This window comes from Bradyrhizobium sp. CIR48 (genome assembly GCF_014198315.1).
In the GTDB taxonomy this organism is placed as follows: Bacteria; Pseudomonadota; Alphaproteobacteria; order Rhizobiales; family Xanthobacteraceae; genus Bradyrhizobium.
In genome coordinates, this window is sequence record NZ_JACIHG010000008.1 from 256,557 (window position 1) to 273,462 (window position 16,906).

At 64.1% G+C, this 16,906-nt stretch carries 18 protein-coding genes; 7 read left to right on the top strand and 11 right to left on the bottom strand.

The window, feature by feature from the left end:
• Positions 1–104: 104 nt before the first annotated feature.
• From GGD66_RS25040 to GGD66_RS25060, 5 genes are read right to left on the bottom strand one after another with little or no spacing between them, the layout of a single operon-like run.
• Positions 105–608 carry a hypothetical protein gene (locus GGD66_RS25040; protein WP_183259293.1) on the bottom strand — a complete coding sequence of 168 codons (504 nt, stop codon included), beginning with the start codon at positions 606–608 and terminating at the stop codon, positions 105–107.
• Positions 609–621: 13 nt separating this feature from the next.
• Positions 622–3,786: an efflux RND transporter permease subunit gene (locus GGD66_RS25045; RefSeq protein ID WP_183259294.1), complete on the bottom strand. Its 3,165-nt coding sequence runs from the start codon at positions 3,784–3,786 to the stop codon at positions 622–624.
• On the bottom strand, positions 3,783–4,856 hold the full coding sequence (locus GGD66_RS25050) for an efflux RND transporter periplasmic adaptor subunit (RefSeq protein ID WP_183259295.1): 1,074 nt from the start codon (positions 4,854–4,856) through the stop codon (positions 3,783–3,785). The genes GGD66_RS25045 and GGD66_RS25050 overlap by 4 nt, the downstream gene beginning before the upstream one ends.
• Entirely contained in the window at positions 4,853–5,929 is a 1,077-nt protein-coding gene (locus tag GGD66_RS25055) for an efflux RND transporter periplasmic adaptor subunit (protein WP_246788970.1), read from the bottom strand. The genes GGD66_RS25050 and GGD66_RS25055 overlap by 4 nt, the downstream gene beginning before the upstream one ends.
• A gap of 38 nt (positions 5,930–5,967) precedes the next feature.
• Complete coding sequence (locus GGD66_RS25060; protein WP_312014181.1) at positions 5,968–6,798, bottom strand: sensor histidine kinase; 831 nt, start codon at positions 6,796–6,798, stop codon at positions 5,968–5,970.
• A gap of 184 nt (positions 6,799–6,982) precedes the next feature.
• On the opposite strand from GGD66_RS25060, the gene GGD66_RS25065 reads away from it, so the two are divergent.
• Positions 6,983–7,645 (top strand): TetR/AcrR family transcriptional regulator, encoded by a 663-nt coding sequence (locus GGD66_RS25065; protein WP_183259297.1) that lies wholly within the window; start codon positions 6,983–6,985, stop codon positions 7,643–7,645.
• A gap of 19 nt (positions 7,646–7,664) precedes the next feature.
• Here GGD66_RS25065 and GGD66_RS25070 read toward each other — a convergent pair whose 3' ends face one another.
• Both GGD66_RS25070 and GGD66_RS25075 read right to left on the bottom strand, forming a co-directional pair.
• Positions 7,665–8,315, bottom strand: coding sequence for a TetR/AcrR family transcriptional regulator (locus GGD66_RS25070; protein ID WP_183259298.1), 651 nt, complete (start codon positions 8,313–8,315; stop codon positions 7,665–7,667).
• 8 nt (positions 8,316–8,323) lie between these two features.
• Positions 8,324–8,761, bottom strand: a complete 438-nt coding sequence (locus GGD66_RS25075) for a hypothetical protein (RefSeq protein ID WP_245289054.1) — start codon at positions 8,759–8,761, stop codon at positions 8,324–8,326.
• 464 nt (positions 8,762–9,225) lie between these two features.
• Here GGD66_RS25075 and GGD66_RS25080 point away from each other — a divergent pair, with 464 nt between their 5' ends.
• Both GGD66_RS25080 and GGD66_RS25085 read left to right on the top strand, forming a co-directional pair.
• On the top strand, positions 9,226–9,480 hold the full coding sequence (locus tag GGD66_RS25080; protein WP_183259299.1) for a hypothetical protein: 255 nt from the start codon (positions 9,226–9,228) through the stop codon (positions 9,478–9,480).
• 1 nt (position 9,481) lies between these two features.
• Positions 9,482–9,700 carry a hypothetical protein gene (locus tag GGD66_RS25085; RefSeq protein ID WP_183259300.1) on the top strand — a complete coding sequence of 73 codons (219 nt, stop codon included), beginning with the start codon at positions 9,482–9,484 and terminating at the stop codon, positions 9,698–9,700.
• A gap of 406 nt (positions 9,701–10,106) precedes the next feature.
• Here the strand turns inward: GGD66_RS25085 and GGD66_RS42075 are convergent, their stop codons facing one another.
• Positions 10,107–10,229: a hypothetical protein gene (locus GGD66_RS42075; protein ID WP_283814490.1), complete on the bottom strand. Its 123-nt coding sequence runs from the start codon at positions 10,227–10,229 to the stop codon at positions 10,107–10,109.
• 186 nt (positions 10,230–10,415) lie between these two features.
• Here GGD66_RS42075 and GGD66_RS25090 point away from each other — a divergent pair, with 186 nt between their 5' ends.
• The 3 genes from GGD66_RS25090 to GGD66_RS25100 all read left to right on the top strand — a co-directional run bounded on the left by GGD66_RS25090 (position 10,416) and on the right by GGD66_RS25100 (position 12,912).
• Positions 10,416–10,964: a PepSY domain-containing protein gene (locus GGD66_RS25090; protein ID WP_246788972.1), complete on the top strand. Its 549-nt coding sequence runs from the start codon at positions 10,416–10,418 to the stop codon at positions 10,962–10,964.
• A gap of 331 nt (positions 10,965–11,295) precedes the next feature.
• The gene (locus GGD66_RS25095; protein WP_092254057.1) at positions 11,296–11,646 is read left to right on the top strand and encodes a RidA family protein; all 351 of its coding nucleotides are present in this window, start codon (positions 11,296–11,298) and stop codon (positions 11,644–11,646) included.
• A 798-nt stretch (positions 11,647–12,444) separates the two neighbouring features.
• Positions 12,445–12,912, top strand: a complete 468-nt coding sequence (locus GGD66_RS25100) for a DUF4440 domain-containing protein (protein WP_183259302.1) — start codon at positions 12,445–12,447, stop codon at positions 12,910–12,912.
• A gap of 852 nt (positions 12,913–13,764) precedes the next feature.
• Here the strand turns inward: GGD66_RS25100 and GGD66_RS25105 are convergent.
• The 3 genes from GGD66_RS25105 to GGD66_RS25115 all read right to left on the bottom strand — a co-directional run bounded on the left by GGD66_RS25105 (position 13,765) and on the right by GGD66_RS25115 (position 15,466).
• Positions 13,765–14,241, bottom strand: coding sequence for a cyclic nucleotide-binding domain-containing protein (locus GGD66_RS25105; RefSeq protein WP_183259303.1), 477 nt, complete (start codon positions 14,239–14,241; stop codon positions 13,765–13,767).
• Positions 14,242–14,302: 61 nt separating this feature from the next.
• On the bottom strand, positions 14,303–14,965 hold the full coding sequence (locus tag GGD66_RS25110) for a ferric reductase-like transmembrane domain-containing protein (protein WP_183259304.1): 663 nt from the start codon (positions 14,963–14,965) through the stop codon (positions 14,303–14,305).
• Positions 14,966–14,977: 12 nt separating this feature from the next.
• Complete coding sequence (locus tag GGD66_RS25115; RefSeq protein WP_018321247.1) at positions 14,978–15,466, bottom strand: twin-arginine translocation pathway signal; 489 nt, start codon at positions 15,464–15,466, stop codon at positions 14,978–14,980.
• 423 nt (positions 15,467–15,889) lie between these two features.
• Between GGD66_RS25115 and GGD66_RS25120 the strand changes: the two genes are divergently transcribed.
• The gene (locus tag GGD66_RS25120) at positions 15,890–16,897 is read left to right on the top strand and encodes an LLM class flavin-dependent oxidoreductase (RefSeq protein ID WP_183259418.1); all 1,008 of its coding nucleotides are present in this window, start codon (positions 15,890–15,892) and stop codon (positions 16,895–16,897) included.
• Positions 16,898–16,906 lie beyond the last annotated feature (9 nt).

Below are 16,906 nucleotides of genomic sequence, written 5' to 3' on the forward strand. Positions count from 1 at the left end.
CACATGCGCGTGCTGCAGCTGATAGGTCCCGGGTGCGGAGTCGTCAGCCACGCCGATCTGTTCGGCGGGCCGACGCGACCCCAAAGGACGGACTTTCGTGGTCGTCAGTCGCAGACCAGAACGCGACGGTGGCGCGTGTAGGTGTAGTAGCAGTCGCTATCGGACGAGTAGCCGCGTCCATACGCGTAACCCGCAGCGGCTCCCGCGTAAGCGCTCGCCGCATACGCACCGCGATAGCCGTACCGCGATCCATCGTAACGGGCGTAGCCGCCGAAGCGGCCGTTACCGACCGACGCGCCTCGGGTGGCGTTCGCCGGTCCGCCCCTTCCGACCCCTGCGAGATCGCCGCGCGCCGCGGGTCCGGCACCGAGACGAGGCGCCCCGCCGGCGAGGCCGGCACGCGGCGCACCGCCGCCGGGTCCCATCGCAGGACGAGCCGCAAAGGCCGGAGGGCCCCCGCCTGCGAGCGGCGGCTGACCGCCGGCTACAATCGGCGGAGGTCCGGCCATCGGAGGCGGCGGCGGAAACTGCGCGAATGCGGCATGCGGCGACAGCGTCGCTGTTGCGAGCGTCGCGGTGAGCGACAGCATCAGTGTCTTTCGTGTCATGGTGTTCTCTCTCTCAGGACTGGGTTTCGAGGACGGGCGTCGGCTTGGACGCGGGAACGTGTGCCGGCGTCGGCGCCTCCGGACGGGGGGCGTCGTGCGCTGTCACGGCAGGCTCCTCCGCGGATGTTTCATGGTCGAGATCGGGCTGAATGCGGAACCAGGCCACATACAGCGCCGGCAGGAACAACAGCGTCAGCAGCGTGCCGACGATGATGCCGCCCATCATTGCGTAGGCCATCGGGCCCCAGAAGATCTCGCGCGCGATCGGAATCAGAGCGAGACTTGCGGCGGCGGCCGTCAGCAGAATCGGTCGCATGCGATGCTCGGTCGCCTCCACCACGGCGTTCCAGGCCGGGCGTCCCTCCTTCCTGAGGTCCTCGATCTGGACGATCAAGATCACGGAGTTTCGGACCAGGATGCCGATCAGGGCCAGCACGCCGAGGATGGCGACGAAGCCGAGGGGCGCTCCGCTCGGCAACAGAGCCATGACGACGCCGATCACGGCGAGCGGGGCGACCGCGAACACCAGGAACAGGCGATGGAAGCTCTGCAGCTGGATCATCAGCACCGTCGCCATGACGAACAGCATGAGCGGAACGATGGCCACGATCGGCGCCTGGCTCTTGGCGCTCTCCTCCACCGAGCCGCCGATATTCACCGAGTATCCCGCCGGCAGCTCCTTCATGAACTCCGCCACCTTCGGCGCGAGCTGATCGACCACGGTCTTGGGCTGCGCGGTGCCGACGATGCCCGCCTTCAAGGTGATGGTCGGGATCCGCGCGCGCCGCCAGATCGTCGGCTGCTCGAGCTCGTAGCGCAGATTGGCCACGGCCCCGAGGGGCACGGACTGACCACCGACGCCCGTCAACTGCAGATCGCGCAGAGTATCGATGGACGCTCGTTCCGCCGCGGTCGCCCGTCCCGTGACATTGACCAGGTAGATGCTGTCGCGCACCTGGGTGATCGGCGTGCCCTCGAGCACCGAATTCAGGGTGGTGGCGATGTCCTCGGAGGTCACGCCGAGTTGGCGCGCCTTGTCCTGGAGAACGTCGACCTTGACGACCCGCGCCGGCTCCATCCAGTCGAACACGACGTTGCCCAAATCGGGGCTGCTCCGGACGATCCCGGCAAGCTTCTGCGAAAGATCCCGCAGCTTGCCAATGTCAGGCCCGCTCAAGCGGTACTGCACGGGACGCCCCACCGGAGGACCGACCTCGAGCAGCTTGACGTAGGTGTCGGTGCCGGGGAACGTCTTCTTCAGGTACGCCTCGAACTGCGCCTTGACCTGGTCACGCGCCTTGATGCCGCCCTTGGTCACGACCACCATCTGGCCGAACCAGGTGTTCGCCGTCTGCACGTCGAAAGACAGGACGAAACGCGGCGAGCCGGTCCCGACATAGGTCGACCAGTGATCGACCGAATGGTTGTCCTGAAGCTGTTCGCGCTCGAACCGGGCCATCTGGACGTTCGTGTCGGCGATGGAGGCGTTCTGCGGCAAGTTCCAGTCGATCACGAGCTCGGCGCGGTCCGAGGACGGGAAGAACTGCTGCTGCACGAATTGAAGACCGAACAAGGCGACGAGGAAGGCTGCGGCCGTCACCGAGATGGTCGTCCAGCGATGATGCATGCAGAACAGAAGCAGACGCGCAAACAACTGCGCCACGCGGCCCTTCTCTCCATGATGGCCCTTCATTTTGGCGGGCAGGATCGTGACGCCGAGCAGCGGCGTGAACAGCACCGCGACGATCCAGGACACGATCAGGGAGACGGCGATCACCACGAATAGCGTGAAGGTGAACTCACCGGCATTGCTGCTGTTGAGCCCGATGGGGATGAACCCCGCCACCGTGACCAGCGTGCCCGTCAGCATCGGAAACGCGGTCGACGTATAGACGTGGGTCGCGGCCTTCTCCAGGGGTTCGCCGATCTCTAGCCGCGCCACCATCATTTCGACGGCGATCATGGCGTCGTCGACCAGCAGGCCCAGCGCGATGATCAGCGCGCCAAGCGAAATCCGCTGAAGCGAGATCCCGGCATAGGCCATCACGACGAAGGTGATGGCGAGCACCAGCGGGATCGCAACGGCAACCACCAGGCCTGCGCGCAAGCCCAGGCTGAGAAAGCTGATGCCGAGCACGATGATCACGGCCTCGAACAGCGCTTCCGTGAAGCCGGAAACGGCATGCTCGACGATGACGGGCTGATCGGCGACCTGGTGAACGCCGACGCCGACCGGCAGGTCGGCGATGATCTTGGTCATTTCCTCCTTCAAGCCCTCGCCGAAGTGAAGCAGGTTTGCGCCGGACTTCATGCCGATGGCCAGCGCGATCGCCGGCTCGCCGCTGTACCTGAACAGCGTGCTTGGCGGATCGGCATAGCCCCGCGTGATGGTTGCGACGTCGGTGAGGGGAAAGAAGCGATCGTTGATGCGAAGGTTGACCGCCTTCAGGCTTGCCTCCGAGGTGAACTGGCCGTTCACCCGCACGCTGATCCGCTCCGGCCCTTCCTGGAACACACCGGAGGGCGCGACCGCATTCTGCCCCTGCAGCGAGGCCATGATGGCGTGGACGTCGAGGCCAAGGGCCGCGATCTTCCGGGTCGAGAATTCGAGATAGATCACCTCGTCCTGCGCACCGAGAATGTCGACCTTGCCGACGTCCGGCACGGTCAGCACCTTGGCGCGGATGTCTTCGACGTGATCGCGCAGCTGACGCTGGCTCAAGCCGTCGCTGGTGAAGGCGTAGATGTTGCCGAACACGTCGCCGAAGCGATCATTGAAGCCCGGGCCGATCACCCCTTGCGGAAACTCGCCCTTGATGTCCGCGATCATGTTGCGGACCCGGATCCAGGTCGGCTTCACGTCGGCGGCCTTGGTGGTGTCACGCAGATAGACGAAGACGGTGGTCTGGCCGGCGACGGTGACGCTCTTGGTGTAGTCGAGCGATTCCAGCTCCTCGAGCTTCTTCTCTATCCTGTCGGTGACCTGCCGGGTCATTTCCGCGGGCGAGACGCCCGGCCACTGCGCCTGGATCACCATGGTTTTGATGGTGAAGTCTGGGTCTTCCTGCCGGCCCAGCTGAAGGTAGGCAAACAGGCCCGCCGCCATGAAGGCGATCATGAAATACCAGACGAGCGAACGATGACCGAGCGCCCAGTCGGAGAGGTTGAACGACTTCATGGCTTCTGATCCTGTTCGATGCGGACTTGCTGTCCTTGCTTGAGGCTGTGGATTCCGGCGGTGACGACGCGGGCGCCGGGGGCGAGACCGCCGACGACGCGGAGACCGGTTGGATCGGCAACGACGTCGACTTTTTGCAGCGAGGCCGTGTTGGCGGTCTGATCGACCACCCAGACGAAATTTGCGTCTTCCTTGGCGAGCAGCGCCGAAGCAGGCACGTGCAGGGCCCGGGGTTGAGCCCTGTCGAGCTTGGCGGTCACGGTCGCGCCAAGCCGAAAGCTGTCGGGCGGATTGTCGAGGGCAATCCGGACGCGCCGCAGTCGGGTGACCGCATCGGCTTGGGGCGCAATCTCCCGGACGGTCCCCTGCACCTGAACAGCGGGAAGAAGCTGCAGCGTGACCGTGAACGGGAGCCCGATCTCCAGCGCTAGAGGAAAGTCCTCGCCGATATCGACGACGGCTTCGCGAACGTCCGGCCTTGCGATCGTCACCACCGTTTGACCAGGGGACACCACCTGGCCGACTTCCGCGCCGATCGCGGTGACCACGCCGGCGAAGTCGGCCTTGATCTGCGAATAGCCGAGCTGCTCCATCGCTTTGGTTAGATTTGCCTGTTCGCGCGCTACCGTTGCTTCGCCGCCGGCGCGCGCCTGCTCGGCATTGTCCAGAGTCTGCTTCGTGGTGGCGTCGGTGGTGATGAGCGTCCGCTGCCGTTCCTCCGTCGCTCGAACCGTCGCGAACTGCGCCTCGGCCTTGGCCAGCTGCCCTTTGGCGGCGCGAACGGCCAGTTCGAGGGCCGTCGCGTCGATGGTGCCGATCGTCTGTCCCTCATTGACGAGATCACCGACGTAGACGGGACGGCTCGTCAGGCGTCCCAGCACGCGGAAGCCGAGATTGGTCTTGTAGCGCGGCTCGATGACGCCCACCGCGACCGTATCGGCGGAATGATCGGCCTGGAGAAGCATCGATTGGACGGGACGCGTGGGCTGAGGCGCGTTCGCCTCCGGCTGACATCCGGCAAGCGCAAGCGCGCATGCCAGCGTGCCGGCGATGGTCACGGGGCTCGTCATGAATGATCTCCTTCGTAAGTCACGGGCTGGCCCACGCTCAGGAGTTTGCCGCCGTCCACCACCACGCGCTCGCCGGGCTCGAGACCCGCCTTGATCAACACTTCCCCGGCCTCGTAGCCACCGACGATCACTGGCTTCAGGGAGGCGATCCGCGTCGCCGGATCGACGGTCCAGACCGCGGGTCTGGTGCCCGCCGCCATCAAGGCGCTCCATGGCAGGGCGACCTGCCGCTCGGCCTTTACTTTCACCGTTCCCGCGACGGCGCTTCCAAGCGTCATCGTGGGGGGCGGAGCCTTGATCGCCACCTTCACCCGAATGGTCGAACTCCTCGGATCGACGGCCGGAGAGATCTCTCGAACCTCGCCGTTCGCGGTCACGCCCGAGTCGGCCACCAGCCTCAACGAAACGTCGCCGCCGTCGGCATCTCCAAGAAACATCGACTCGTACACATCGAAGACCGCGTCCCGTTCGCCGTCTTGCGCCAGCGAAAAGACCGGCTGCGCCGCCTGTACGACTTGACCGGTTTCGAGGTTGCGGGCGGTGACGACGCCGTCTGCCTCGGCCCGCAGCGCGGTGTAGCCGAGGGCGTCTTTCGACGTCCCCAGCAACGCTCGCGCCGATTCAAGCGCACCTTCAGCGGTTCGCAATCCTTCCTGCGCCTGGTCGTAGGCCGTGCGCGTGGTGAAGCCGCTTGCGATCAGCGACTTCTGGCGCTCGAAAGTCGTCTTCGCCACACGAAGCTGGGCTTCGGCCGCCAGCACTGCGGCCGTCGCGGCATCGACATCGGCCTCCTGTTCGGCCGGGTCGAGCAGTGCCAACACTTCGCCCGCCTCGACGTGGGTCCCGACTTCGACGAAGCGCGCGATCACACGTCCGCTGACACGGAACGACAGATCGGCGCGGAAGCGAGGCTGGACCTCACCAGTCAAGGTGATCGAGGCTTGCCGATCCTTCGGCTGCACGATTTCCGTGCGCACGAAGGCGGCGCGGGCAGCGGGAGCGGCCGCGTGATCGTCGCAGCCTGCGAGCGCGGCGGCAACGAGCGCGAGTGTCAGTCCGCTGACGGGCCTCATCAAGCGCTTGTCACGGACGAATTTGGGACAGGGAGGTTTCATAGCGCGACCATGCGGTTGGGGGATGCGAACAGCTGACCCAAGGCATCGGACGGTTTCGGATCCGGCTTGGCTGCAACGGGTTGATTGGCTTGGTGCGAGACGGGGGCAGGCGAAGGAACAGGCGCGGGGTCGGCCGCCTTGGCCTTGACGGGCCGAGTCAATCTCATGCGCCGCGTCGCCATCCCCCAATTCGTCTGCCGCTCGCGTTCGGTCAGCGGAAACGAGAGAACGATCGACGTGAACTCGCTGCCAAAACCCTGTTCGATCCGACCGCCCAGGCTCCTGGCCAGGTCGTTGTCGGTCCGAACGCGCCGTCCGGCATCCGACCGCACCGAACGCGAGCCGTTGTCCAGCACGACGCAGTTCACCAGTGCGCCGCGACGGGTCAGCTTGACCTTGATCTCACCGGCACGCGCATCGAAACAGGCGTGTTTGGCCGCCGTCGCGATCAGGTCATGGACGATCAGACCAAGCCGCCAGCACCGCTCCGACTGAAGGGGGACGCACTCGGTGTCGAAGATCAGCTGGATCTTCATGCCGTCCAGTCGAGACCGGCGCATCGCGCAGCCCAACTTGCGGACGTGCGCTGCGGCATCGACGAGGGCTTCGCCTTGAGGCCGCGCGAGCATCAGATGCACTTCGGCATGTCCGTGCAGCAGGGAGGCCACATCGCTCAAGGCGGCCTTCGCTTCGGCCCCCTCGGCCCGGACGATCGCAGCCGAGACCAGATCGAGCGCCGAGGCGACGCCGTCCGAGACCCTGTGATGCGACTCCCGCAACAGGACGCCTTCCGGCAGACGATGCGAATCTTGGCTCAAAAACGGCACTGCGTTCTCCTGAAGTGGATCGGATGATCGGCCGCGGCGCGAAGGCTCTTGCGGCCCCGATCACCCGAAGGCGCTGCAAAGCGTTAATCAAACTATACCGTATATTTTCTTTTTCTTGCCTTTCCGTGCCGCCTATGTCAAGTGGCTTCTGCGTACGCACAGACTCGTGATTGGGAGACCGTCGATGACGAAGAAGACCACCCCGAAACGGGGCCGGCCGCCGAAGGAATTCGCCGGCGACGTCCAGGCCCGGATCCTCGATGCGGCCCAGCAGCTTTTTCTCGACAAGGGCTATCGCAGCGCCAGCATCGACGACATCTCCGAGCTGGCCCCTGCGAGCAAGCCGACGATCTATGCGCATTTCCAGGGCAAGGAGGCGCTGTTCGCGGCGGTGGTGGCCCGGACCATCAGCGGCCTGTCGGATTTCGAAGGCTTCGAGCCGGAGGGCCGCACCCTGCAGGACAAGCTCATGAGCCTGGGCACCGCGATCGTGGAGAAGGTAATCGAAGAATCTCTGGGGATGGTTCGCGCCACCATCGCGGAAGCGCAGCGTTTCCCGGAGTTGAGCCGCAACGTCCACGACGCCGCGCGGGATCGTTCCGTCGGCGCCATTTCTCAGCTGCTGAACGAGACGACCCAGAAGGTCGCGCGCGCACCGAAAGGTCCCTTCACCGGAAAGCGCAGCATCGCCACCGCTCAGATCTTCCTGGATCTGATCCTGCTACCGATGCTTTTCCGTTCGCTGGTGGGGGAAACGCCGAAAGACCTGCGACGGGAGTTGCCGTCTTTCGTGCGGGAACGCGTCCGGTTTTTCCTGTCAGCGTGCGAGGCGGATTGGACGCCTTGAAGCGGGCCTCCGCCGGACGCTAGGCCCGGCACGTCGCGCGGTAGTGCAGCGGCTGGCTGGCGACCTGCGCCGGCGCGGCGCTGCGGAGCGCGCCCGAGCAGAAGCTCATCATCTCTTCGAAGGCCGTCCTACCAGCCACCGTTCTCATGCGCGACGGATCGAGGTATGCACCCATTGCCTCGCACGTGCAGCGAGCCAGCGCCGTCGCGCTTCCTGCCCGGAATTCGCCACTCGCCTGCCCGGCCGCGATGATCGACCCGACGAGGCCGCGGACCCTCTCGCCGTAGGACAAGACGACCGGCCAATTCGCTTGTCCTGCGGCAACCACCAGTTCGTGCAGCCTCGAATCGTGCGCCAGCCTATGTTCATGCCGCTGGCAGATCGTCCAAAAAGCGGCGTCCAGGCGCTCTTCGCCCGAGACATTACTGCGGGCCTCGATTCCCGCGCCGGCGCACACCTCGCCGAGGAGTCCTGCCACCACGGCCTCCTCGACCGCTTGGCGGGAAGGAAAGAACCGATAGATATTCGCCGGGGACATGGAGGCGCTGCGGGCAATGTCCGCAACGGTCGTCTTCCGATAGCCGATGGCCCGGTACAGTCGAATGGCGGCCTGCACGATTCTTTCGCGAGGGCACGGCGATCCGCCCGGGGATACCTGGGTCTTGTTCATCTTCGGGCTCAATGCGGCGGAATTGCCTGCACCTCGCGCCGGCAAGCCTCGCCGAATTCACGCAGCGGATCCATCTCCTCGAGGAAGCCCGGCAGGTCGACGAACGAGGTGTTCGGTGCCAGGTAGGTCTCGATGATCAGCCGTCCCGCCCGCTCTGCGGCATGGACCACCTCGTCGTCCGACAGTATCCGCATGCGCCCGATCAGCGCATAGAGATTCACCAGTGCCGGAATCTCCGATTTGTCGCTGGTCAGCGCGTCCGCATACAGCCGGGACGCCTCCTCGATGAAGCATCGATACAGCTTTTCACGTTTGACGAACGCGTGAGCATGATGGCGTTCGCGGACCCTCCGACGGCGGGTCGCCCACCCCGTCACGATCGTGGAAATCGCTCCGAAGGCCGAGCCTCCGAACGCGGCGAAAGCGGGGAAATAGATCGTGTTCATGCGATCACTCCTCATCTTTTGCGCCGCGATGCCGACGCGCTTCCATCGTTCTGATCGAGGCTGCGGCGGCGGCTGCCTGGTCGAAGACGGCCCCGCAAGCTTCGCTCAGGTCCGACCTTCTTTGCCGGAGACAGGCTTCCACACCGGTGGGGTCGGGAATGTAGCCGATGCACAGGCGAAACGCGTCAGGCGCGCAGGCGGCCCTCTGCTCGGCCGTGCCCCGGCCCTCCTGCGCGAACGCCGCACTGGCCACTGAAACTAGCGTCACACCGACGAGCGCTGCTCGCTTCCTAAACATATCCGATCCCTTTCACCGGTTGATTCATTCGACGGCGCAGCGTCGCTCGGCCCGAAGTCCCGCGGCCGAGCAGCGCGAACACGCGCTTGTGAGTCTCTGCACTTGACACTTTCGCGACCCATGCGGTATGCGAAATATACGGTATAGTTTATTTAATGGTGGAACGATGTCAAGCCTGCTGTTGACGCTCGCAAGGGAAAATCCCTGGCCCGGAATCGCACTCGCATCTCTCAATTTCATGGTCGCCTTGTCGCTCGTGGGCATGAGCCTGCTGCTGACGGTGACCATCGGGGCACTCGCCTGGCTTCACGAGCTTGCCGACCGGGAGCCCGCGCCCCTGCGATGTGGCGAGCCGACCGGGCTCCGGATGCCTTCGACGACGCTCGGTTGCACCCCACGACAATCCTGGCGGAAATTCTGACATGCTCGGCGTGATCGAAGTCTTCGACGTCATGCACCCGGATCCGGCCACCGGCCATCCAGTGTGGACCGGCCTCACGGGCACGCGCACAGCCCTCAAGCGGGACGGGCACGAGATCGATCCGAAAGCCATGGCCTATTGCCCGGTCGAATGGATCGACGAGCGCGGGTATCTCGATGCCCAGCTCGCGCGCCGGCATCCGCGACCCTGGGGCATCTGACAATGAGAAGGTCTCGTGCCATGTCCAGGATCGAGGTGCCATGAGCAGGCAATCCATGCTGCCACGAAGTGCGAGCGGCCTCGTCGAACCGGAGCTACCCCTGCGGGGCTATTTTCTCTGGGTCGGAGGCGCGCTGCTCTTGCTGCTTCTCGCAGCCGGTTGGGCGCTGCCTGCTCCTGCGCCGAGCCCACTCACGGACTCGCGTTCTGCGCTGCCGCCGATCCGGATCCGCTCCGACACCAAGGCACCGGAGGCGGTCGTCATCGATACCAGCGGGTTCGGACTGCGCGCGAGGGCTGCCGAGCATGACATCGCTGCCGAAGCTCCATCCCGGCTGCCCGAAACTCACCTCGAAAGTAGTGACGGCAGTCCTACACAGCCGACTGATCTGCGCCTTCGGCAAAGCCTAGCGCAGTCGCAGCCCGACGTTCACGACCACGCAGGCCAAACCGCCGGTCGAGAGGAGATCGGGGCGCGAGAGCGTAAACTCGCTCGAGCGCATCCCGTAAAGCGGCGGCACGATCTGCATCCTGCTTTCGCAAACGGGCTTGGTGCCTGCGGTTCATCGATCCGCGAGCGCCGCCATTGCCGAACCGCATGGTCGCGGAACTATCACCCAGCCATTTTTGAATGAACACGAAAGGACTATCCGATGCCAAAGATGCAGTTACTTGCCCTCATGGTTTGCTCCGCCGCCCTGACCGGGACGGGAGCGATGGCCGACATCACCCAAGCTACCCAAGCTCCTTCCGACGCTGCACAGCAAAGCGCTGCCGCGCAGGACGATGTCGACGAAGCGGCCATCCGCCGAGTGATCGAGCAGTTCCATACCACCCGCGTGCCGCTGGATCAGGCGATGACGATCGCCGAGCGCTTGCACGACGGCTCAAGGACCGCTGACGTCAACTTCGAGATATCCGGTCCGCCCGTCTACCGCGTACGCACGGTCAAGAACGAGCATATCTACGAGAACGTGATTGATGCGAGCACCGGGAGCGTGTCGCAGCGCGAGATTGCATCGTCATTGAAGGAACTCGATCGAGAAGATCTCGCCAAGGTCGTCGCCCTGAAGTGGATCAAGCAGGAGCTGTCGGATGCGGTGCGGGTCGCGGAGAAAGCGGCGGAGGGAAAAGCGCTCGCTGGCGGACTGGTGAAGCAGGACGGCAAACTCAATTTCGTTGTCGTCGTCGCCACCGGGGACCGCTTGAAGGAAGTGCTGCTCGAGCCGCCCAAGATCGGGCGCCGGGAGTCAACGCACCGCTAGGCCGCTGCACCGGGGTGGCATGCGATCGTCGACGGCGCGCCTGCGCCTCGCGCGGCTTGTACTTACTGATCGCTTTCGCCTTCGCCTCAGTAGCCGTCGCGAGGCCGCTCTCGCTTCGCAAATCACCCCGAGGGTAGGGGTAGCGATTTCGCCTTCGATGGAGTAGCCTTCGGCGCGCGGCGCCACTCAAGAGTGCCACACAAAAACAGATCATCGGACTGAAAAACGAAGTAAAATCAATACCATTTAGGATTGATGCCTCAGTTCAATCCTGTCTGGCAGCACCATTTTTTCCCATTGCAGCGAGCCCGCAACACCCACGGATACGATCGTGATCACACGTTCCCTGCCCTATGAAGGATTGCTCCACGAGATCGTCGAGCATAATGGCGTGCTTTATCTCGGCGGCATCGTCCCCGAAGATGCGGGGCTCGATATGACGGGCCAGGCCGACGATGTGCTGCGCCAGATGAAGACCCTGCTCGAGGGGGCCGGCTCCGATCTCTCCCGCGTTCTGCAGGTGACGATCTTTGTGGCTGATCTCGCCGACAAGGCGGCGTTCAACCAGGTGTGGAAGCGCTATTTCCCCGCGGACCATCTGCCGGCGCGTGCGGCCGTTGGCGTTGCGGATCTCGGCCCGGGCGTCAAGCTGGAGCTGACGGCGATCGCCGCCCGCCGCTGACTGGAGCGACACGGGCGAGGCGAGAGCGCGCGGTCATTCCAGTGTTCACACATCGAGCAGCGTTCTCGCGGCGCGAAGCGTCCGAGTTTTGCTGTTTTCCTTGACCCTCTTCCTTGAAGAGGGCGCAGGGAAGACCGGGTGCCGGCTGGCACCCATGACCCGCTGCGCGAAGAATTTGCACACGCAAATGCGCAAGCGGACAACAGGTGGGCCGGAAAACACCCGGCCTTCCCTGCGCGATGGGTTGACGGCCTATGCCTGCTCTCCCCGGAGCCGAATTCCTTCTGGCCTCCGTCACCTCGCGAAAACCGATGCACCGCGTCCGGTCGGCCGATGCATCTTCGCGAAAGCTTGGCTGTAGCAACGACAGCCAGGACCACATGGTTTAGCCGTACGCGACTGCTTCGTTCGTCACACGGAGAAGGACCTCACGAGGTTCACCCGCCCTGGTCCCGCCTTCCCGTGCCCGACGCAGCCGCGTCCACCGCACCCCGGCCCACGTTCGTTGCGACGTACGATCGCCCCTCTCCTCGGGCCGGGATGGCGGGAATATGCCGCAATTCCGAATTTCGGTAAAGTGGAATCTATTTGCGGGAAGGGGTTGACGGGATTTGGGGTGTTTTGCCCGACGGGTCAGAAGCGTTGCGGTCAATATCGGGTTTTGACCCGATGCAGGAATCCCAACCACCGGCCATGGCGTCCTAGATCACGTGGTATTTAGACCATTGTTGGGGTAAATTTCTGTTGCGACTGATAACCGCGAGCGGTTCTTCGCCGCGACATCGAGGGAGGACGATCATGACCTTCCGCGCACGAAGCCATCTGGCTCTCTTCGCTTCATTCCTGCTCCTGACTACGGCTGACGCGGTTTGCGCGGGCAGCGAGGACGAGGTGAAGGCTCTTTTCGCAAGATTTGTTGCCGCACAAAACGCTCATGACCTCAAGGAGGTTGGTGAGCTTTTGCAAGATTCAGCTCAGTTCTTGTGGATCACCCGTGGCGCCCCTGTCTGGGGTCACGCCGCAGCCATCAAGCGCTTTGAGACCCTGTATCAAGGCACTTGGTCCCTCGACCCGAAAATGGACGAACTGAAGGTCATCGAATTGCAGACGGGGGTGGCGCAACTCTATGTGCCGGTGACCTTTATGATTTCACCGCCTGGGCAGGCTGCGCAGCCGACACGGTTCCTGATGAATCAAGTGCTGGTGAAAACGGGCGACGGTTGGAAGATAACAAGCATCTTTCCAATTCCTGCGCCTCAGCCATAGACCAAATTCATTTGCCGAATGCTTCGGAACAATGGCGCCAGTTGGTTCGCATCGCATCAAGCGAGCCACAAGAGCTGATGGCTCTGCGTCCGATTGGGCGCGGCCGCTCGGGGTGAACCGGGCGGCTTATAAGATGCCGTTGCACTGCACGTTGACCCCTCGTTTCATGGTGATAATCTTTGGCTCGCAGCCTGTCCGGGAGGACACAATGGGATGGTTCGACCGCCTGTTTGTAAGGATGTCGGAGCCGACGACCCCTCTCTTTGCGAGATTTCGGCGGAAATCGAAGGCACCGACCGACCCTGATCTTCTGAAAATCGCCAAGGACCGGAAGGGACATATTTCCCGCAGAGCCGTCAGGGACGAGTATAATCGGCTGGTCTTGGAGAAGTACGCGCACGACAAGTCGTGACTGCCAAGATCCGTCGAGGCCGATCTCAGCGGCGAAACATGATGGTTTCGCAACGGCTCTGCCCCCTGCGCACCATCCATTTTCGGCCATTCATCTGCAGTGCCGCGAACCGCTCATCCGCCCGCGCAGCCGTTTGTTCGGGCCAAGGCACGATGGGTTTCGCTGCGCCCCGCCCATCCTGCGCGCTGATACCGGGCTCCGGCCGGTTTGGCTGCGCTGGTAAGGTTAATCCTTCCTTTCGATTGTCGGTAAAGTTTTATCTATTATCGTCTTTGTCGTGGATGACGAACCAGAGGCTTCGATAGTGTTTGCGTGCTGCCTGATCGTGACCGGGATTGCGTTGCTTCTCTCCGGCATTGTTGCCTTCGGCTTTCATAGAAACTCACTGCACGCGATGGCGTTGCTGTAGCCGTATCAGGGCATACCCATCCGACGCACCATCAATTGTCGTTACCCGCTGCACGTCGGGCAAACCGCTCATCCGCCCGGCGCAAGCGCCGGCATAGCTCACGATTGATGTTCTGCAGGACGATCACATAGGAGTGGATGTCGGCCTTGTAGCAGGCGTAGAGATTTTGGGCGGTCAACTCGTACAGCACCGTCGGCACCTCCGCGACCACCGTTGCCGAGCGGTTTTGCATTTCGATCAGCGTCATCTCACCGAAGAAGTCGCCGCGCTCCAGTACCGAAATCGGGATGACGCTGCCCGCATTCGCCCGCTTGCTCACCGCGAGCCGGCCGGATTTGACGATGAACATCGAGCGCCCCGGCTCGCCTTCCGCCACGACGGTTGCGCCGGCGTCGAAGCTGCGCTCGACCAGCATGGACATCAGGAGGTCGAGACCTGGCTCCGGAAGACCGCCGAAGAACGGCGTCGCGAGCAGGAACGCTTCCAGATCGGGAGCACTGACAGCCATTGCGCAAGGATACGCCCCGTCGCCATCAGCGGCAAGCAGAGCGCCGTAGCCGAATAGAGCGTTAGAGTAATCCGGGGCCCTCGGCCGCGGACCGCGCGCCACTCTCCCCGCGCAGCGTCCGTCGCTTTCGCCAAACCTGCAGGTCGATCATGACTTTCACAGTCACCGCAAGGACCAACACGCACAGCACGACCTTCGAGATCGTCTCCATCGTTCCCTCGATCAGGAGGCAATGGACCACGCTGCCCGCGACGATGACGATCGCCAGCGGAATATGAATGATGCGCCAGGTTCGCGGTCGCAGCTCCAACCGCCGGCGCAGGGACGCCAGCAGCGCAACAATGAAGATGGCCCACATGGCGATCACGCCGAAGGGGGAGAAAGGCGTCGGCGATGAGAAGGTGAGAGCGTCGATCATGTCGGGCGGGCTGGTGATCCAGAGGCCGGCAACGTGGATCACCACCGCGAAGGCGAGCGTGCCGCCGATCCAGTGATGGGCACGCCGCCCGCGATAGGCCGACAGCGGCGCCAGATATCCGCCGATCAGCAGCGGCTGAACCAGCACGAGACCGAGCGCGATAATCCCGGCGAATCCGGCGAGGATATAGACCGGTCCACGCCATGCGAGTTGCTCGCTCGTCGCAGCAGCTGCGATCGGAACGCCGATGGCCAGGGCGAGGGCAACCCAGATCAGGATCGCCCGGGCCAATCTCCACCCCGTCATTCGCTGGCCCGATCAGGCCGGCTGCAGGACGAAATGCGCTTCGAGGCTGGTTTCCTTGGCGCTGCGCATCACCGGCCGCAGGAAGACGGTTTTGAACTCGCCGCTGTCATAGGCGAGGTGTCCATGCGGCTGGCCGAAGATCGGAATGATCTGCGGCATCTCGAGCCGGAACTTGCCGTCCTTGTCGGTGAGGGTGGCGCCGTGGCTCTGCGGCTCATGCTCCTGGCCTTCGACCGTGTGCGCCCAGATCTGGATGCGCTGCCCGGCGAGCGGCGCGCCGTCGCCGGCGCGGCGGACGGTGCCGCTCATCCAGAATCCACCCTTGCCGATGCGATCCACGATCGCCGCGCCCTTGCGGTAGTTGTTCGCACCACCCGACATCGTTTCAGTCGGCGCGAGGCCTGCCGCACGGGCCGGCAGCAGGAGGCCGGACACGCCGGTTGCCAGAACGGCGCCGCCGGCGGCGAGAAGATTGCGGCGGTTGAATACGACCGTGGTCATGTCAGTTCCTCCGGGCGGTCGGCGCGATGGCGCGCCTTACGATGATTTCTCTGCCCCGGACGCGGTGCAGCACGCAGTGATGAGCTGCAGAGCCGGGGCCTAGCCTGATGGGTTCCGGCTCTGCGGAGCAGCGTTTCACGCTGCACCGCGTCCGGGACACGCGACTACCGGGCAATTGCTGCTTCAACGATACAACAACAGGCCTGAAACGCCCAGTTACGACGCAGGGCGCAACGGGTCGCAATAACAGTGTTGTGAACGGGTGCGCGGCCGCTCGAACAGCTTCGTAGCATGGGTCAAGCGGAGCGAAACTCATCTGGCTCGTTCGGCGGCGAAGGATGATGGGGTTCGCAAGTGCTCTACCCTTCCTGCGCACGGACACTACATGTGGTGGAACAGCTCCTTCTCGCCGGTACCCTCCTCATGATCCCCTTCTCCGTGCTCGACCTCGCGCCGATTTGCCAGGGCGGCGACGCCGCGCAGGCGTTCCGCAACTCGCTGGATCTCGCCCGGCACGCGGAAGGCTGGGGCTTCAAGCGGTTCTGGCTGGCCGAGCATCACAACATGACGGGCATCGCGAGCGCGGCGACGTCGGTGGTGATCGGGCATATCGCGGGCGGAACGAAGACGATCCGCGTCGGCTCTGGCGGGATCATGCTGCCGAACCACTCGCCGCTGGTCATTGCCGAGCAGTTCGGCACGCTGGAATCGCTCTATCCCGGGCGGATCGATCTCGGGCTTGGGCGCGCGCCCGGCACCGACCAGTTCACCGCGCGGGCGCTGCGGCGCGACCTCGCCACCAGCTCCGAGAACTTTCCGCATGACGTGCTGGAGCTGCAGGCGCTGCTTGGCGACGTGCAACCGAACCAGGCGATCCGCGCCGTGCCCGGCATGGGGACCAGGGTGCCGCTCTGGATTTTAGGATCGAGCACCTTTGGCGCGCAGCTTGCCGCGATGCTGGGCCTGCCGTTCGCCTTCGCCTCGCATTTCGCGCCGCAGATGATGATGCCGGCGCTGCGCGAATATCGCGCGCGCTTCGAGCCATCGGCGCAGCTCGACAAGCCCTATGCGATGATCGGCGTCAATTTGTTCGCGGCCGATAGCGACGCCGAGGCGCAGCGGATGTTCTCCTCGCTGCAGCAGGCATTCATCAACTTACGCCGCGGCACGCCGGGGCCGCTGCCTCCGCCGGTGGACGACATGGACGCGCTGTGGTCGCCGGCGGAAAAGGCCATGGTCGGCCAGTCGCTGTCCTGCTCCGCGGTCGGCTCCCCCGATGTGATTGAGGCGAAGCTGAAGGCGTTGATCACTGATACCGGCGCGGACGAGCTGATCACCACCGGGCAGATCTACGACCACACCGCGCGGCTGCGCTCGTTCGAGATCGCGGCCGAGGTGCGGGACCGGCTGGCGAAGCAGCCGGCGGCGTGAGCCCTGCGC

Coding starts and splice junctions, on each gene's coding strand:
- GGD66_RS25100 (WP_183259302.1), top strand. CDS start 12,445: ATGACCTTCCGCGCACGAAGCCATCTGGCTCTCTTCGCTTCATTCCTG.
- GGD66_RS25085 (WP_183259300.1), top strand. CDS start 9,482: ATGCTCGGCGTGATCGAAGTCTTCGACGTCATGCACCCGGATCCGGCC.
- GGD66_RS25045 (WP_183259294.1), bottom strand. CDS start 3,786: ATGAAGTCGTTCAACCTCTCCGACTGGGCGCTCGGTCATCGTTCGCTC.
- GGD66_RS25075 (WP_245289054.1), bottom strand. CDS start 8,761: ATGAACACGATCTATTTCCCCGCTTTCGCCGCGTTCGGAGGCTCGGCC.
- GGD66_RS25040 (WP_183259293.1), bottom strand. CDS start 608: ATGACACGAAAGACACTGATGCTGTCGCTCACCGCGACGCTCGCAACA.
- GGD66_RS25115 (WP_018321247.1), bottom strand. CDS start 15,466: ATGACCACGGTCGTATTCAACCGCCGCAATCTTCTCGCCGCCGGCGGC.
- GGD66_RS25050 (WP_183259295.1), bottom strand. CDS start 4,856: ATGACGAGCCCCGTGACCATCGCCGGCACGCTGGCATGCGCGCTTGCG.
- GGD66_RS25070 (WP_183259298.1), bottom strand. CDS start 8,315: ATGAACAAGACCCAGGTATCCCCGGGCGGATCGCCGTGCCCTCGCGAA.
- GGD66_RS25065 (WP_183259297.1), top strand. CDS start 6,983: ATGACGAAGAAGACCACCCCGAAACGGGGCCGGCCGCCGAAGGAATTC.
- GGD66_RS25080 (WP_183259299.1), top strand. CDS start 9,226: ATGTCAAGCCTGCTGTTGACGCTCGCAAGGGAAAATCCCTGGCCCGGA.
- GGD66_RS25090 (WP_246788972.1), top strand. CDS start 10,416: ATGGCCGACATCACCCAAGCTACCCAAGCTCCTTCCGACGCTGCACAG.
- GGD66_RS25110 (WP_183259304.1), bottom strand. CDS start 14,965: ATGACGGGGTGGAGATTGGCCCGGGCGATCCTGATCTGGGTTGCCCTC.
- GGD66_RS42075 (WP_283814490.1), bottom strand. CDS start 10,229: ATGCAGATCGTGCCGCCGCTTTACGGGATGCGCTCGAGCGAGTTTACG.
- GGD66_RS25120 (WP_183259418.1), top strand. CDS start 15,890: ATGATCCCCTTCTCCGTGCTCGACCTCGCGCCGATTTGCCAGGGCGGC.
- GGD66_RS25105 (WP_183259303.1), bottom strand. CDS start 14,241: ATGGCTGTCAGTGCTCCCGATCTGGAAGCGTTCCTGCTCGCGACGCCG.
- GGD66_RS25055 (WP_246788970.1), bottom strand. CDS start 5,929: ATGAGGCCCGTCAGCGGACTGACACTCGCGCTCGTTGCCGCCGCGCTC.